This window comes from Aeromonas sp. FDAARGOS 1407 (assembly GCF_019048725.1).
Classification (GTDB): Bacteria; Pseudomonadota; Gammaproteobacteria; order Enterobacterales; family Aeromonadaceae; genus Aeromonas; species Aeromonas enteropelogenes.
The window spans coordinates 332,382-348,005 of the sequence record NZ_CP077399.1; the positions used below are offsets into that span (position 1 = coordinate 332,382).

A 15,624-nucleotide genomic window follows, 5' to 3' on the forward strand; every position below is an offset into this window, starting at 1 on the left:
GTCATGAACCAGCGAGGAAGAGGCTGATGCACAGGGCCGACAAGGCAATCCTCAGGCTGACCCTGGGCATGGGGCTGTGCATCCTCATCACCTATGGCCTGGCGCTGCCCCTGCCCCACCTCAGCAGCCTGGTGGTGATCATGCTGCTGTGCAAACCGGGCCCGCCACTCTCCACCATGAAGGGGTTGATGATAGGGGGCGCACTCATGGTGCTGATGGGCACCGGCGTGCTGATGGTGCCCCTGCTCCAGCACTATGGCACCAGCGCCATGCTGCTGATCGCCCTGCTGCTGTTCGGCCTCTTCTATCTGGGGCTGAAAAACGGCAACCCGCTGCTGTTGCTGCTCGTGGCCACCCTCACCCTGATCCCGGTGGCAGGCACGGCAAGCCAGGCCCTCGCCTTCGTGGTGATCCAGGCGCTGGCGATCGGCATCATACTGGGCGCCTTCATCAGCTCGGTCTCCCACAACCTGTTTCCGGATGAGGGGGCCCCCCTCCCCAAACCCGAACACCTCAGTCCGGACAATGCTGGCTGGGTGGCGCTACGCGCCGTCATCATAGTGCTGCCCGTGCTGGTGATGGCGCTGCAGGATCCGGCCCACTATCTGGCCGCCATCATGAAGACGGTGGCGCTGAGCCAGCAGGCCTGCACCACCCAGGCGCGCAACGCCGGCAAGGAGCTGGTGGGCTCGACCCTGATGGGCGCCCTGATCGCGGCTCTCGCATGGTTCGGCCTGGCCCTGCTGCCCAGCCTCTGGATGCTGATGCTATGGGTCATGCTGATCTGCCTCTGGCTCGGCCGCCGGTTGTTCCGGATAGTGCCGAGCCGTCTGCCCGCTTCCTTCTGGAGCAACGCCCTGATGACGGTGATCATCCTGCTGGGGCCGGCAATCCAGGACAGCGCCAACGGCAAGGACGTGATGCAGGCCTCCCTGTTCCGGCTCGCCCTGTTCATCCTGGTCTCCTGTTACGCCTGGGGCGCCATCTGGGTGCTGGAGCGCTGGCGGGCGGGGCGCAGAAACGGGATCGCGATGATCCCCAGGGAGCCTCACCCATGACGATGATGTCACTACTGGCGGGCCCGATCCCCGGGACCGCCATCCCGTTTGATCCAACCAACCATGAGGGCCACCCATGATGCTGATGAACCTGCTGGTGGGATTGCCTACCATGCTGATCTGCCTTGTCCTGCAAGCCAGCCTGACCTTTCGGGCGGTGCGTTTTTATATCAACCAGGTCCACAACAACCCCACCCCGGGCTGGCTGGGCCGTGGCGTCGGCCCCCTGCTGGTGGTGATGGTCCTGCTGATGCTGGGGAATTTCATCCAGATCATGATCTGGGGCCTGCTGTTTCTCGGCCTCGGTCAGTTCGAGCAGATCTATGAGGCTGTCTACCACTCCGGGGTCAACTTCACCTCACTCGGCTATGGCGACATAGTGATGCAGCAGCAGTGGAAGATGCTGGGACCGCTGGAGGCGGCCAATGGCGTGCTGATGTTCGGCATGACGGGGGCCGCCCTGATGGCCGTGCTGCAAGCGCTGATCAAGACCCAGCTCAACAACGCCAACCGGTTGAAGTAAGGCTGTTTTTCAATAAAAAATGGCAATAAAAAACGGCAGACCCAGGGTCTGCCGTTTTTGTATTTTTATCTGTCTCTACCCGAATCAGGGCTCGATGACGATGGGCGTACCGGGTTCGATGGCATCCCAGATCTCATCCAGATCGTGGTTCAGCATGGCGATGCAGCCATTGGTCCAGTTGGAGGGCTGCACCCGCACGTTGCCCACGTTGTTGCGCTGACCGTGGATCATGATCATACCACCCGGATTGACCCCCAGCTCGTTGGCGCGCTGGATGTCCTGCAGGTTCGGGTAGTTGATATGAATGGCCTTGTAGAAGCCGGAGTTGGTCTTCTTGTAGTCCAGGGTGTAGCGCCCTTCCGGTGTGCGCTGATCCCCTTCCCGCTGCTTGTGTCCCATGGGGGCCGGCCCCAGGGCGATCCAGTAGCGTTTCACCTCCTTGCCATCCTTCATCAGGGTCAAGCTATAGGTGGATTTCTTCACTACCACCATGTCGGCAGACAGGGTGGCAAAACTCAATGCGGGCCAAAGCCCCAACAGACACAGCAATACGGCTCTCATTCCATCCCTCGGCAAGCCTCTGGTGCGGGCTTTTGCGTTTGATCTCATCATCTGAATCTCGCCAGCCAACTGGCAAGCGAGCGCCATGATATTGGATCGCCATCAATACTCAATATGTCAGATAAACATATCTTGCGTCCCCGCTGTGCCTTTCCTTGAGCTGCCTGTTTATTTTTTATTAATTAATAATTAAAACAACAAGATACGAGTGCAATTCCAGCTAGCCCCCACACTGGTGATCGGCGAAGATAGCGACTGGACTCTTCGACAGGACCCCGCCATGCGCTCTTCGTACCGTTTCATCCCCCTGCTGCTCTCTCCCCTGCTGCTCTGGCTGCCGGCCAGCTTCGCCGCCGAGGCACTCTGGCTACGCGAGCCCGCCCTCTCCCCCGATGGCAAACAACTCGCCTTCACCTGGCAGGGGCGCATCTTCGTCGGCAGCGCTGACGGGGGGCCTGCCACTGCGCTGACCGGCAGTGACTACCTGAGCCAGCGACCGATCTGGTCGCCGGATGGCAAGCTGATCGCCTTTGCCGCCAACCTCTACGGCAACGAAGACGTCTTTGTGGTGCCTGTCAACGGCGGGGAGATGGTGCGCCTCACCCGCGACTCGCGCGCCGATCTGCCCCAGGCCTTCAGCCCGGATGGCAAGCGCCTGCTGCTGAGCAGCCAGCGCCCCTGGGATCCCAAGGCCGACCACTTCGTGGCCGAAGGGATGCAGGGTAGCGCCCTCTACTGGACGCAGGTGACTGGCGGCAAGCTGCAGGCCGATCTGCCGCTGCCGGCCACCCTGGCCCGCCCCAACGGGGAACGACTGGCCTACCAGATGCCGACCATGGATCAACCCTTTCGCAAACACCAGCAATCCTTCGCCGTCTCCCGCCTCTGGCTGTTTGACGGCAAGCAGCACCGGCAGCTGACCGAAGACAGGATCGCCGCCAGCGATCCGGTCTGGCGCGACGACGGGAACACCCTTTTCTATCTCAGCGAGCGCAGCGGGGACTTCAACGTCTGGCAACGGGATCTCGCCAGCGGCAAGGAGCAGCAGCTCACCCACTACCAGGGCCATCCGGTGCGGGGGCTCAGCGCTTCCCGCGGGGGCGATCTGGTCTGGTCCTGGCTGGGAGAGCTCTACCGGCTCGACGCCGGCAGCACCCAGCCGCGCAAGCTGGCCATCGCGCCTCAGGTGGCGACGGCGCCGGATGAACAGAGCCAGTCCCTGACTCATGCCGACGAGGCGCTGGTCAACGAGGAGGGCAAGGAGCTGATCCTGGTGAGCGAGGGCAACCTGTTTGCCGTCGATCCGGAGCGGGAGCGGGTACGCCGGCTGACCCGGGATCCCGGCGAGCAGTCGAGCCCCCTCTACGCCGAGAAGGAGCGCTCGCTTATCTATCTCTCCGAACAGCAGGGGCCCGCCGCCCTCTATCGCCTGCGCAAGGCGGATCCGGAACGCCTCTTCAGCGATCCGGGCAGCCTGCAAGAGAGCCTGCTGCTGGCCATTCCCGGCAAGGGGATCAGCCGGCCCGTACTCTCTCCCGATGGCAAGCAGCTCGCCTTCGTGGTGGACGGCCAGGCCATCCACCTGCTGGATCTGGCGAGCAACAAGCAGCGCGAACTGGTGCCCGCCAGCTTCAACCCCGCCCGTCACGAGGTGGATCTCGCCTTCGCCCCCGACTCCCGCCATCTGGCGCTCACCCTGCGCCCCGACTCGGCCCAGCAGGAGATCGCCGTCATCGACACCGGCGATGCCAAGGCCAAGCCGGTCAATGTGAGCCTGAGCGGCTATCAGGAAAGTGCCCCCGCCTGGAGCGAGGATGGTGGCATCCTCTACTGGCAATCGACCAAGTACGGCGCCCTGGGGGCCGATGGCGAGCCTCTTGGCAACAACCTGCTCGGCATCTACAGCAGTCGCGCCGCCAAGGCCGACTTCCTGGCCGAACAGGATCCGCCCAAGGAGGGCTATGGCTTCGAGACCGATCGCCTGGCCCATCGGGAGGCGCTGCAACTGCTGCCCGCCGGCACTTTGCTCGCCAGCCGTCTGGTCAATGATCAGCTGACCTATCTGGTGGAAGAGCCAGGCACCGACGAACAGAGCGAGATCAAGGGCTACACCCTGGATCTGCGCAAGGGAGAGACTCGCCAGCTGTTTGCCGAACAGCCCGGTCCCGCCCTGGCCAGCCTCAACAAGGAGGCCACCCTCGCCACCCTGGTACGGGAGGGAGAGGTCACCCAGGTAGCGCTCGAATCTGGCGAAGCCATCAGCGCCCCCTTTGCCCTGCCATCGGACAGCGGCTGGCAGGCCCGCATGAATGCCGCCTTCGACCAGATCACCCGGCTCACTCGGGAGGAGTTCTATCGCGACGACATGAACGGGGTGGACTGGGACGGCTATGTCGCCAGCTACCGTGCCCTGCTGCCCGGCATCAGCAATGGCCGCGACTTCGGCAATCTGCTGGCCGAGCTGGCCGGCGAGCTGAACGTCTCCCACACCTGGGGCTATGGCCCGGCCCCCTTCCCGCGTCTGGCGGATGACACTGCCAGCCTGGGGGGCTACTGGCAGGAGAGTAAACAGGGGGTGATGCTGGCCAGCCTGCTGGCCGGCGGCCCGCTGGATCAGGAGAGCGATATCCGGGCCGGTGCGCGCCTGCTCGCCATCAACGACACCCCCATCCCGGATCTGGCCGCCCTCGATCAGGCGCTCAACCACCAGGCCGGGACCCGGCTTGCCCTCACCTTCCAGCAGGCGGGCCAGAAGGAGCCTGACGAGGTGGAGGTGACAGCCATCGATCTGCAGCAAGAGTATGCCCTGCAACTCGATGCCTGGGTCGCCAAGCGGCGCGATCGGGTGGCGACCCTGAGCAAGGGGCGCGTCGGCTACGTCTATCTGCCGGAGATGAGCAACGCCGTCTACGAGGAGCTGGTGGCACAGGCGCTCGGGCGGCTGCGCGGCAGCGAGGCCCTGATCGTCGACGTGCGTTTCAACAAGGGGGGTTATCTTGCCAATACCCTGGTGGAGTTTCTCACCGGCAACGGCCGCGCCAAGGGGATGGCGGTCAACTGGCCACGTCTTGGCAAGGGGGCGACGGATGCCGCTACCCGCCAGTGGACCAAACCCTCGGTGGTGCTGGCCAATGCCGGCAGCTACTCGGAAGGTTCCGCCTTTCCCGAGTATTACCGCGCCCTCAAGATTGGCCCCATCATAGGTGAGCCGGTTCCCGGCACCGGCACCACCGTCTATGCCCATGAGTCCCGCCTGATCCCGGGGCTCGGTTACGGCATCCCGAGCCTGGGGCTGCGCAAACCCGACGGCAGTTTCTACGAAAATCAGGAGCTGATCCCGGATCGCCAGGTTCCCCTCACCCCGACCGACATGCTGGCGGGGCGCGACCCCCAGCTGGAGGCCGCGGTACAGGCTGCCCTCGAGCAGTTGTCAGCGAAAGCGAAATAACTCGCGGTGCAGACGCCCGTCCGGCAGCAGCCGGGTCAGGGCGTCTGCCATCCCCTCTGGGCCGCAGAACCAGACCTGGCCGGGCGCCCCTTCGGCGACCCGCGCCAGATCCAGCCGTCCCGCCTCCTTGTCCAGATGCAACTGATAACGCACCCCGGTGCGCTGGCACAGCTCGGCGATCCGCGCCCGATAGACGGCGCCGGCCTTGTCGGGGGCACACTGGATCAGGGTGATCCCCTCGCCGCGCTCACCACGGGCCGCCATCGCCTCCAGCCAGGCGACGAAGGGGGTGATGCCGATCCCGGCCCCCAACCAGAGTGACCGCCCGCGGCCAAGGGGGGCGACGAAGGCGCCGTAAGGGCCGGTCACCCGTACCGGATCCCCGACCCGAGCCGCCGCTAACAGCTCGCGGGTATGATCCCCGAGCGCCCGCACCGCGATCACCAGTTCGCGCCGCTCCGGCGAGACCCGCACCAGGGTGAAGGGGTGCGGCCCCTCTTTGGCATCGAATTCGAAGAAGGCGAACTGGCCGGGGCGATAGTGGGCGAGTGGTGTCTCAAGGGCCATGGTCAGCTCGCTGGTCTGATCCGCCAGCTCCCGCACGGCCACCAGGCGGCCGGCATGTCGATCGCTGGCCCCCACCCGTCCCAGCAGGGAGTAAAACGCACCGAGGGCCGCCACCCCGCCGGGCAGCCAGATGGCGATGCCGAGCGGGCTCAGCCAGCCAATGTTGGGCAGCAGACAGAGCCCGTGGATCCAGCCCGCCAGATAGATGAGGGGCGCCAGCCGATGGATCAGGCGAAAACGCCCGTAGCTCACCAGCGCCAGCAGGCTCACTACCACCAGGGCGATCAGCAGATAAAAACCCCACTCTCCCAGTTCATTGCCCAGCGCATGGAGGGAAACGCCCCCACCGTTGCCACCACCCGCGCCACGGCGTGCGGGGCGCGTCAACCAGCCGGCCGAGACCGCCCACTTGGGGGCCTCCACCAGCAACCAGTGGCCGGTCAGGGTCAGGGCCGCCGCAATGGCGCTGTGACGATGCAGCCGCAGCATCCGATCCAGCCCGCCACACCAGGCTTCCAGCTGCGGCAGGCGCAGCGCCAGCACCAGCGAGATCGCCATGTATCCCATCCCCAGCAGGCCGGTCAGCAGCAACATCTCATGGCGCCAGGGCCAGAAATTGCCGGCATCCCCCCCATAGCCAAGCCACCAGATGGCCACCGCCAGCAGTGGCCATCCCCACAGCATCTGTTTGCCCGTCATCACATGCTCCTTGGTTTGCATACCACAGGGCCTCGTCTCCCTGTCCATGGTTTCATTACAGACCCATCAGGTCACAAGACTTTGCCAGCAGGGGGAAAGTTTGTGGCAATGTGTGACAAGCACAGACAACGAAGGGGCCCGCAGGCCCCTTCCCCCAGAGATCGAACTGCCCACGGGGCGGTTCGATCTCCCGGTGTCAATCACCACGCCCGGGCCGGCAAGCCCGGGTAGGCCTTGTCAGGCTGGCAGCACCTCGGCCGGCTGGCGCAGCAGTGCCAACTGGTATCTGTGCTCGGCCAGCTCCACCTCGCGGCGGGCTTCCTCCACCTTGCCATCGGCACTCTTTACCGCCGCAATCAGCTGGTTGTAACGATCCCAACTGCCGTTGTACTCCTTCACCTCGTCGTTATAGCGCTGGCTGATCCCGTTGTACTGGCGGATCAGCTCGTTGCTCTCGCTGCGCAGCTGGTTGATCTGCGCCAGCAGGTCGTTCTGGATGACGCGGATCTTCTGGTACTCGGCGAGGCTGTAACGGCCGTTGTAGCTGTTGTACTGCTGCACCAGCCGGTTGCTCTCCTTGATCGCCTTGTTGCTGCGCTGGTTGAGATCCGCCTGCTCGCGCTGGTAACGCTCGAAGTTGGCCAGCAGCGTCTCCTGCCGCTCCTTCAGGGCGGTCTGGGCCGCCAGCTGCTCACTGTAGTGGGTCCGTGCCGTCTCCAGCTCCTGACGACGCTGCTCGAGGGTGCGCTCCAGCTCGCCCAGATCCGGCACTTCCTCCGTCACCATAGTGGGATAGAAGGCGGCAATCTGCGGCGTAGTGACCTTCAGGGCACGCACCGCGTCGGCGCCATTGGCCGCATCAAGGTGATCCACGCCACAGGGCTGGCCCTTGCAGACCAGGTCGGGGCTGGAGAACTTGTACTCGTGGCTGAAGACCCCGAAGCTGGAGGGATAGGCCATCACGGTGACGAACGATCCTGTTACCCCGTGGCCCAGCGCATAGTGATAGGTGCCGCCCGTGCCATCCTGCAGACGGGAGTGGTTGAGCCCCATGTTGTGGCCCAGCTCGTGGGCCAGCACTACATCCCCGCAACCGGTGGCGGTGACATGGCTGAACATCTTGCCCGCTTCCTTGGAGAGATCCCCGTCGGCGTAGGCCTTGCGACCGTCGGCATAGGTCGCCGAACCGCCGACCCAGGCCAGACCGCAACTACCGTGATTACCGGTGTTGGGACGCAACAGCGCCACCATGTCGGCGCCATAGCGGGTGCGCAGGGTCGGCACCTCCTTGAACGCCTTGTGGGTCTGTTTGGTCACGGCATTGAGCGCCGCGTTGTCGGTGCCCCCATCCGGATAGTCCACCTCGACGCTGTGCACGGCGCGCACCGTCAGATCCAGGCCGCTGGCAGCGTAGATCTGGTTGGTGACGTTCACCATGTGCTGGATCCGGGTCTGGGCATCCCCCTGATAGCGGGCGGCCAGCCCGGGGGTGTGCAGCACCATCAGATCGATGGTATTGGCCACTGCCGGTGTAGCACCCAACAAGCCTGCGACCACGATTCCCAATGTGGTTCTTTGCATGTGATTTTCCTTTTTCTGTTGTTATTGATGTGTCGGGATCAGGCCGTCATTGTCACCATGACCCCGATCCAGTGGCGGGTTCTTGTAAACCCACCCTTTGCCCCCCAGGGTCTCGACGGAATAACTGCCTTGCGGCGTGCCGATAAACCCGAAGGTGGCCTGCTTGCCGACGGTGAAATTGACCGGATAGCGGCCACCGTCGATCTGCACTTCGCCCTGCCAGTTGCGCTCACCGCCCCGTTGCAGCTGCACCTTGGTCACCCTGGCCTTCAGAGTGCTGCCATCGGGCAGCGACAGAGTCACGCTGTCACCGATCTGGGCCCGTCCCAGCTCGTCACCCTGCAGGGCGATGGGTTGAAGCAGCTCAACCCCCTCGCCCGGCTCCGCCAACGGGAAGTCGGCATCTACCTCGGCGGCCTGCCAGGGCTCATCCAGTTCATAGCCCCCCTGCGCGCCGAGCCGACCGGGCTTCTCTGCCACCGGCATGGGTTTGAGCTCCGGTACCGGCAAGGCAGCCGAAGCCACGGGTTCGGCCAATACCAGAGGCTCCATGGCGGTTTCTGCATCCACACCGATGGCAACAGTGTCGTTTGTCTCTTTGGATTGCGATCCCCTGACCCACCAGGCCAACCCCGCCAACAGAGCACACACAACCAGCACGCCAACCCATCTCTTTCGGTTCATACTGATATACATGTCAAAAACAACCTTATAAAACAATGACTTAAAAAATTTAGAGCTGGGATACTAAACATGAACCACAAGGGATGGCAATAGTCTTTTGAAACCCTACCTAGATGGGGTGTCGCCACAACACTGAGCGAGATGACAAAGAAACAGGGGCCAAGAGGAGCTTTTTAAAGGAAGGAGATCCCCTCGCGGCACTGACCAGGACAGGAGAGTAAGCGGGTTGCAATCGGGTGCCGGGAACCACCATCAGCGCCTCGCTCGCGACAATCTGCGTCTGCAGATCAGGCAAAGACGCCATCAGCCTCTGATGACCCTCTGGTTTATCAACGTGAATGCGCCGGGCGGCGGACTGGCATTTTCTCTGGTCACACCCACGGGAGATCCCGGCACCGGCAACTTTTATGGATGGCTCTGTACGGCCACCAGAAACGGCGGAGGGGCCCATGGCCCCCCTGTCACTTCTTCTTGCGCGCCTTGCGCTTTCTTACCAGCCGATACAAATACTTGTTGTACCTGGCCCAGGAGTGGATCAGCAGGAAGATACCTATCAACAGAGCCAGAAACAGCTGCCCTGCTTCCACCATATCGAGCGAACCGATGAAGTCTCCCCTTCCCCCCGTCTCCAGGTAGTTGAACCAGGGCTGCAACACCAGAAACAGCCATCCTCCCCAGGTCACCAGCAGGATCAGCAGGTCACGCAGCCGATACTGCCAGCTGCGCCGCGAACCATTCTCGATGATCATCTTCTTGGCAAGCTTAGGTTCTGTCACGGAACGACTCTCCTCTGTCGGGACTTTCCCAGACCGCCAGTCGACCACGGCGGCGCAGGATGGCCTTGGGCACGGCGACGACCACTGTCACCAGATTGAGCAGCCAGTAGATCAGGGGATACCAGACACACCATAGAAAGCTGCGGATCATGGTCTTGTCATAGTGGCTGTCGATGAAGATGCTGACGGAGAACTGCAGCAGGCACATGACCGTCATCACCACGCCGGTCCACTCGAACAGGTGCCCGTTGGTCAGGCCGCTCAGATCCGGTTCAATAACCCAGATGAGCGACAGGAACAGCATGCTGTAGCACCAGAAGACACTGAACAGATAGTCCAGCAGCAGCACCCAGAAACGATGATTGCGCCAGTGCAGTGCCTGCAGACCATAGCGCAGAAATACCTCGGCCCCGCCCTGGGCCCAGCGCAGCCGCTGTTTGTAGAGTCCGCCCAGGGTTTCGGGCATCAGCACCCAGCACAGCGCCTGGGGCTGGTAGTGGATGCGCCAGCCCGCCAGCTGCAACCGCCAGCTGATGTCGATATCCTCGGTCACCATGTCGGTGCTCCAGCCGCCCACCTCCTCCACCGCTGATTTGCGAAACGCTGACACCACGCCGGAAACGGTAAAGACCCGGCCGTAGATGCGCTGGGCCCGCTTGATGAGGCCTATGATGGCGCTGAATTCCCCGGTCTGGATCTTGCCGATGATGGTGGAGCGGGTGCGCACCCTGGGATTACCCGTCACGGCGCCCACCCGGGGACTCTCGATAAAGTTTTTCACCATCCAGGCCACGGCGTCATAGTCGAGCACCGCATCGCCATCGATCCCCACCAGGATCTCCCCCCTGGCCAGCGCCAATCCGTTGTTGAGGGCCATGGCCTTGCCCTGGTTGGGCTGGTGCAGCACTGTGATCCTGCGGTCCTGCGCCGCCAGCCGATCCAGCCGTTCGCCGGTGTCATCCTTGCTGCCGTCATTGATGGCCAGCACCTCGAAATCGGGATAACGCTGACGCAGCAGGTGACTGATGGTCTCCTCCACGTTGTCCCCCTCGTTGTAACAGGGCACCATCAGGGTCACCCTGGGATAACGGGGCAGCACCAGACCGGCTTTGGCCTGCGCTATGTCCCGCCGCTCCCACTGGACGTAGTAGTAGAGGCCGCCGCAGATCCACACCATGGCCATCACGCTCGGATAGGCCAGGGTGAACATGGCAATACCGTGAAGTAGTTCATTCATCCTTCACCTCCCGTCGATTGCCTGATACCGCAGGCTGGCCGGCGCTCTCTATGGACGCATCAGCGCCCCCCTTCGCAGCGGCAGATACCTGCGGCAAGAGCATTGGCCGGGGTCGGGTCTGCACCGAAAAGACCGGTCTGAGCACCGCCGGATCCGGCTGGTTGTTGTGAAAATCATCCGGGTAGTAGCCGAAGTTGTTCACCCCCTTGCTTTGGATGATCTGCATCCAGCGCGCCAGTTCGGCGTCGGGTATGGGCTGCTCGGTGCGCCAGTTGCGGCTCTGCAGCTCGAATACCAGGCGCTCGGCCGGCACCCGAGCCAGTGAATCCTCCGCCAGTCTGGCCAGCCACTCGTCCGGATTTTTCGCCTGCTCCATGTAGGGCATGGCCATCACGGCGGTATAGTCGTAGGCCTTGGCAAACGCGGCCATGCTCTGGGCAAACCACTGCTGGGACTCGGGCTCGGTCACCAGGGTCGCGTAGATGTTGCGGGCGGTCTTGAGGCCATCCGCGCCCCCCTGACGGTAACGGGCGGCGGCATCACGCAGCTCCATGGTGAAATCGATCAGCAGGTCGGTCTTGCGCTCTCCCTGTGCCTGCAAGGCAGCCGGCGTACGCTCCAGGGGGAAGGGGCCTTCGTAATCACTGAGGAAGGCATCATCGTGGAACAGCAGGCCGTCGAACTTGGTGTAGAAGCCGAGATCCTCGTAGATATCCAGCAGGATCCGGCGGCTGGCCGGATCCCAGGGTGAGAGGCGCAGATACTGCCCCTTGGCGGGTTTACCGGTGCGGCTGTCGGTCACATAGGCATGGTTCGGCCCCATGTCGTAGGCCATCACCGGCATCCAGGCATACACCCTGACTCCGGCCCGGGTCTTGAGCTGCCAGGCGACCCGATTGAACAGATCCGCCCTGACCGGCATATGGCGGTTGGGGAAGTAGAGCGCCTCCGCCACCCCATCCCCGTTGTCATCGGCATAGGCCTGCAGATAGACGGTAGTGATGCCGTACCCCTTGATCCTGTCCAGCAGCAAATCGATGTTGCTGCTCATCTGCCGGGGATCCGGGTCATAGACATAATCCAGATCCACGTGCACCAGCCGCTCAACCGGTGACTCCCAGGTATTGCCTCCCAGGATCTCGTCCAGGGTCTCGAGGCTGGTGTCCTCATCCAGCAGATAGCGGCGCACTGTACTGCCCGACTCATCCAGCCGGTTGATCCCCTCCGTCAGGGTAAAAGCAAAGGGCATACCCGCCTCCCGGGCCAGCGCCAGCGCCGTCTCGTTGAAGGCGCCATAGGGCCAGACCATGATGCGCGGCGCCTGCCCCGTCTGCTGCTTCAACTGGCGAGCCGATGCGTCGAAGTCGGCCTTCACCCGCGCCCGGTAAGCGGCCATGGACTCGTAACCTGCCTGGCTCCAGCCCGCCGTGGTCACCGCCGGTTGTACGTTGCCTTGCGGGTTGGCCAGCAGCCCGTAATGGGAAGCGAAGGTGTGGGAGGCGATCTCCACCAGCCCGGAGGCCTGCATCTCGCGGATCTGCGGCCAGTTGACGAAATAGCTGCGAGGCAGTTTGTCGTTGCCGTAGGAGACCATCTCTCCCTCGTTCACCTCCAGCCAACTGCCCACCAGCGCCAGCACGGCCGGATAGCGGTAGAGCTTGAGCAGGGGATAAACCAGCCGGTAGAAACTCTCGTAGCCATCGTCGAAGCTGAGCAGGATCGCCTTGTCCGGCAGCGGCGCCTTGCCCGCCCTGGCGTCCAGCACCTGCTGGAAGCTGACCGGCTGATAGCCATGCAGCCGGATCCAGTTGAAGTGACGGATCAGGGTGTCGCGCCGGATCGTCTGGGGGTAAAGCTTGAGGTTGGGGGTCAGCTTGAGATCGACGATATCGTGATAGCAGAGCACCACGTAGTCGTCGGGTTGGCGAGCGGCACCTGCAAACGACGACACCAGCCAGCAGAAGATAAGGATAAGGTGAGCAAGCTTGCGTCTCATCACATGAAGCTCCATTGCAGATGGGCGAAGACGAAATTGCCCGACTCGGGATGCCCGTCGTAAATGGCCATGCGCCGCCCCAGACCATAGCCAAGGCTCAGCGCAGGACTGAGCACCCAGTCATGGCGATAGCTGAGCTGCCAGCCCTGATCGCTGCCATAGCCCTCCTGCCAGTAGTGATTGCCGCTCATGGTGAGGCTCTGCAGCAGGGAGCGACGACCATCCAGCGGCAAGCGGTAGCGCGCCGCCAGTTCCAGCTCCAGATTGCGATCGCTCAAGGGGTTGAAGTAGTCCGCGTCCACCTCCTCGTTGCGGGAGGTGGCGGCCCGCAGGGTACCGTCAAACCACCAGCGATCCCGGCGCCAGAGATCCTGGCGCAGCCAGCCGGAGGCAGTGAGCCGCCGGTTGCCATCGTCTATGTCCATGCGCTCGAGACGCAGGCCGCCCTCACGGGTTTCGTCCCGGCGCCAGCCAAGATCCAGCAGGTATTGATCGGCGTAGTGGCCCCGCGCCAGGGCTCGCAGCGGGGTGTCGGCACTGTTGAGATTGACGGCGGCCCCCAGTTGCCACTGATCGTCCAGCCGCCAGTCGAGACGGCTCCACAGGTAGCCCTTGTGGTTGAGCTCGCTGCCCGCCCCCCCTTCCAGGGTCAGCAGCAGCGGATAGAAGGAGATCTCGGCCCCGATCCCGCTGTAGGCGGCTCTCTCCCCTTGCTCCTCATAGTCGCCAAAACTGCCCTGATGGTGTGCAAACAAGCGATGACCTGCATCGCTGCGCCTGCTGTATACCCTGGCCTCGTAATACCACTCCCGGCTCGCCTGTACCGAGCCTCCTTCGTTGCGACCGTGGGTCAGCTCGGTCGTGAGCATGGGGGCCTGCTCCAGAGCCAGCCGTTGTTGCAGCTCCCGGCGATCCCGGGTCAGGTTGCCAAGGGCTCGCACCGCTTGTGGCGTCTGCTGCCACTCCCCCCGGTCGAGCCGGGCATGGAGGCGTCCCGGCGCGGCCTGAACCTGCTGCATCGGCGGCAACCAGCGTATCGCCTCTCTGTAGGCCTGCTCGGCTCCGTCAGGATGACCGCGCCAGCGCCGGATATCCCCCATCTGCAACCAGAGCCAGGGATTGGCCGGTGCGGTTTTCAGCCAGGATTCCAGCTCTGCCTCCGCCTCTTCGGCCTGACCCCGCCAGGCCTGCAGCAGGGTTTGCAGTTGCAGCAGCTTCTCGTAGTCATCGTTGGCCATGCGCTGGTTACCGGTGAAATCCCAGCGGGTCGGAGGCTCCTGCCAGCCGTCCAGCAACGCCTGGGCGGCATCGTAGTGCTCTGCATCCGTGTAGGTGTAGAAACGCTTCTCCAGCAACTCTCTGTCTTTCCCCCGCGCGGGAGTGGCAAGACGTTCATAGAGAGCCGAGGCCTCAGCCGTTCTCCCCAGCCCGGCCAGGGCATCGGCGCGCGCCTCCTGCACATAGTCGGGGAGCGGCCCTTCACCTTGCAGGATGGCGGACTCCCGCTCTGCCCGTTCAAACTCGCCGAGGGCAACCAGGGTCACCACCCGATCCCGCCGGGCGCTGATGTGGAGCACATGATCAGGGGGGGCGCGGACAACCAGCCCCTCCTGTAGTCGCAGGGCTTGCGTGAGAGATCGGCGGATCTGGGCGGGATCCCCTCCCTGGGTCGAATGACGCAGCAAATTGGTGGCCTGGTAATAGTCGAGCCAGAGCCTGTCCACCGGTTTGAACAGGGCGGGATGACGCACCATCAGATCAGCCGCCGCCGGACCGGCGCCCAGACTGACCGCCACCCGATAGAGCGCCAGCACCTGATCGGGATTGTCGGGCTCCAGCTCGAGCCATTGCTGACGGGCCAGCAACTCTCCCATGGCGTCATCCTGCTGGCGGGCCGCATAGATGCGGGCGTCGAGAATGGCGCGATCGCGACCAAAACGGGCTTCATATTGATCGGCCACCTGGCGAGCCAACTCGTGATTGCCCTGATCGCTGGCGGTCAGAAGCAGCCCGAGCCAGCCGTCGGGATTGACGGGATCGCGCCTTTGCAGGATGCGGTAATAGCTGATGGCTTCAAAATAGCGCCCCTCGTCCCGGGCGGCGCGGGCCACCCCTTCCAGAGTGCTGTTGGCGATGGGCTTGAAATCACAGGGGGCACAGGCAGCCAGCGCCCCCTTGCGATCCCCGCGCCAGAGCTGCACCGCGATCAGATCGTCGAGTACCTTGCGATCACCGGATTGGCGGTAGAGGGCATCGAGTCCCTTTGCTGCAGACTCGAGATCCCCAGCCCGGGCCTCGAGTACCCAGGCCTCCCGCTGGCGATCCACTTCATTGGCACAGGCCAGCAGAGGGCACAGGGCCAACAACCAGAAATAACTATTCATTCGACACACTCCCCCATGACAAACGAGGGCAGCATCGCTCTTGAGCGTTCAAGCAGATAGACAGATGTGACCGATACTGCCTGGTGAGCAGAGTGGCTGACTCACCTCTG

The 15,624-nt window shown here is 63.4% G+C and carries 11 protein-coding genes; 3 read left to right on the forward strand and 8 right to left on the reverse strand.

The window, feature by feature from the left end:
• Positions 1-26 precede the first annotated feature (26 nt).
• Positions 27-1,058 (forward strand): DUF2955 domain-containing protein, encoded by a 1,032-nt coding sequence (locus I6L37_RS01640; protein ID WP_216993110.1) that lies wholly within the window; start codon positions 27-29, stop codon positions 1,056-1,058.
• Positions 1,059-1,134: 76 nt separating this feature from the next.
• Positions 1,135-1,581 (forward strand): two pore domain potassium channel family protein, encoded by a 447-nt coding sequence (locus tag I6L37_RS01645; RefSeq protein ID WP_201941939.1) that lies wholly within the window; start codon positions 1,135-1,137, stop codon positions 1,579-1,581.
• An 84-nt stretch (positions 1,582-1,665) separates the two neighbouring features.
• On the opposite strand, the gene I6L37_RS01650 is transcribed toward I6L37_RS01645, so the two are convergent.
• Positions 1,666-2,142 carry a murein L,D-transpeptidase family protein gene (locus I6L37_RS01650; RefSeq protein ID WP_026457107.1) on the reverse strand — a complete coding sequence of 159 codons (477 nt, stop codon included), beginning with the start codon at positions 2,140-2,142 and terminating at the stop codon, positions 1,666-1,668.
• Between the two features lie 280 nt (positions 2,143-2,422).
• Here I6L37_RS01650 and I6L37_RS01655 point away from each other — a divergent pair, with 280 nt between their 5' ends.
• Positions 2,423-5,590 (forward strand): S41 family peptidase, encoded by a 3,168-nt coding sequence (locus I6L37_RS01655; RefSeq protein ID WP_216993111.1) that lies wholly within the window; start codon positions 2,423-2,425, stop codon positions 5,588-5,590.
• Here the strand turns inward: I6L37_RS01655 and I6L37_RS01660 are convergent.
• The 7 genes from I6L37_RS01660 to pgaA all read right to left on the reverse strand — a co-directional run bounded on the left by I6L37_RS01660 (position 5,573) and on the right by pgaA (position 15,514).
• The gene (locus I6L37_RS01660; protein ID WP_216993112.1) at positions 5,573-6,856 is read right to left on the reverse strand and encodes a ferric reductase-like transmembrane domain-containing protein; all 1,284 of its coding nucleotides are present in this window, start codon (positions 6,854-6,856) and stop codon (positions 5,573-5,575) included. The genes I6L37_RS01655 and I6L37_RS01660 overlap by 18 nt on opposite strands.
• Before the next feature lie 237 nt (positions 6,857-7,093).
• Positions 7,094-8,437 carry a zinc-dependent metalloprotease gene (locus tag I6L37_RS01665; RefSeq protein WP_216993113.1) on the reverse strand — a complete coding sequence of 448 codons (1,344 nt, stop codon included), beginning with the start codon at positions 8,435-8,437 and terminating at the stop codon, positions 7,094-7,096.
• A gap of 21 nt (positions 8,438-8,458) precedes the next feature.
• Positions 8,459-9,121 carry a hypothetical protein gene (locus I6L37_RS01670; RefSeq protein ID WP_216993114.1) on the reverse strand — a complete coding sequence of 221 codons (663 nt, stop codon included), beginning with the start codon at positions 9,119-9,121 and terminating at the stop codon, positions 8,459-8,461.
• Between the two features lie 461 nt (positions 9,122-9,582).
• Positions 9,583-9,897, reverse strand: a complete 315-nt coding sequence (locus I6L37_RS01675; protein WP_042070490.1) for a hypothetical protein — start codon at positions 9,895-9,897, stop codon at positions 9,583-9,585.
• Positions 9,884-11,134 carry a poly-beta-1,6-N-acetyl-D-glucosamine synthase gene (gene pgaC / locus I6L37_RS01680; protein ID WP_216993115.1) on the reverse strand — a complete coding sequence of 417 codons (1,251 nt, stop codon included), beginning with the start codon at positions 11,132-11,134 and terminating at the stop codon, positions 9,884-9,886. The genes I6L37_RS01675 and pgaC overlap by 14 nt, the downstream gene beginning before the upstream one ends.
• Positions 11,127-13,130 (reverse strand): poly-beta-1,6-N-acetyl-D-glucosamine N-deacetylase PgaB, encoded by a 2,004-nt coding sequence (gene pgaB, locus I6L37_RS01685; RefSeq protein WP_216993116.1) that lies wholly within the window; start codon positions 13,128-13,130, stop codon positions 11,127-11,129. Before pgaB ends, pgaC begins: the two co-directional genes overlap by 8 nt.
• Entirely contained in the window at positions 13,130-15,514 is a 2,385-nt protein-coding gene (gene pgaA, locus I6L37_RS01690; protein ID WP_216993117.1) for a poly-beta-1,6 N-acetyl-D-glucosamine export porin PgaA, read from the reverse strand. The genes pgaB and pgaA overlap by 1 nt, the downstream gene beginning before the upstream one ends.
• Between the last annotated feature and the right edge of the window lie 110 nt (positions 15,515-15,624).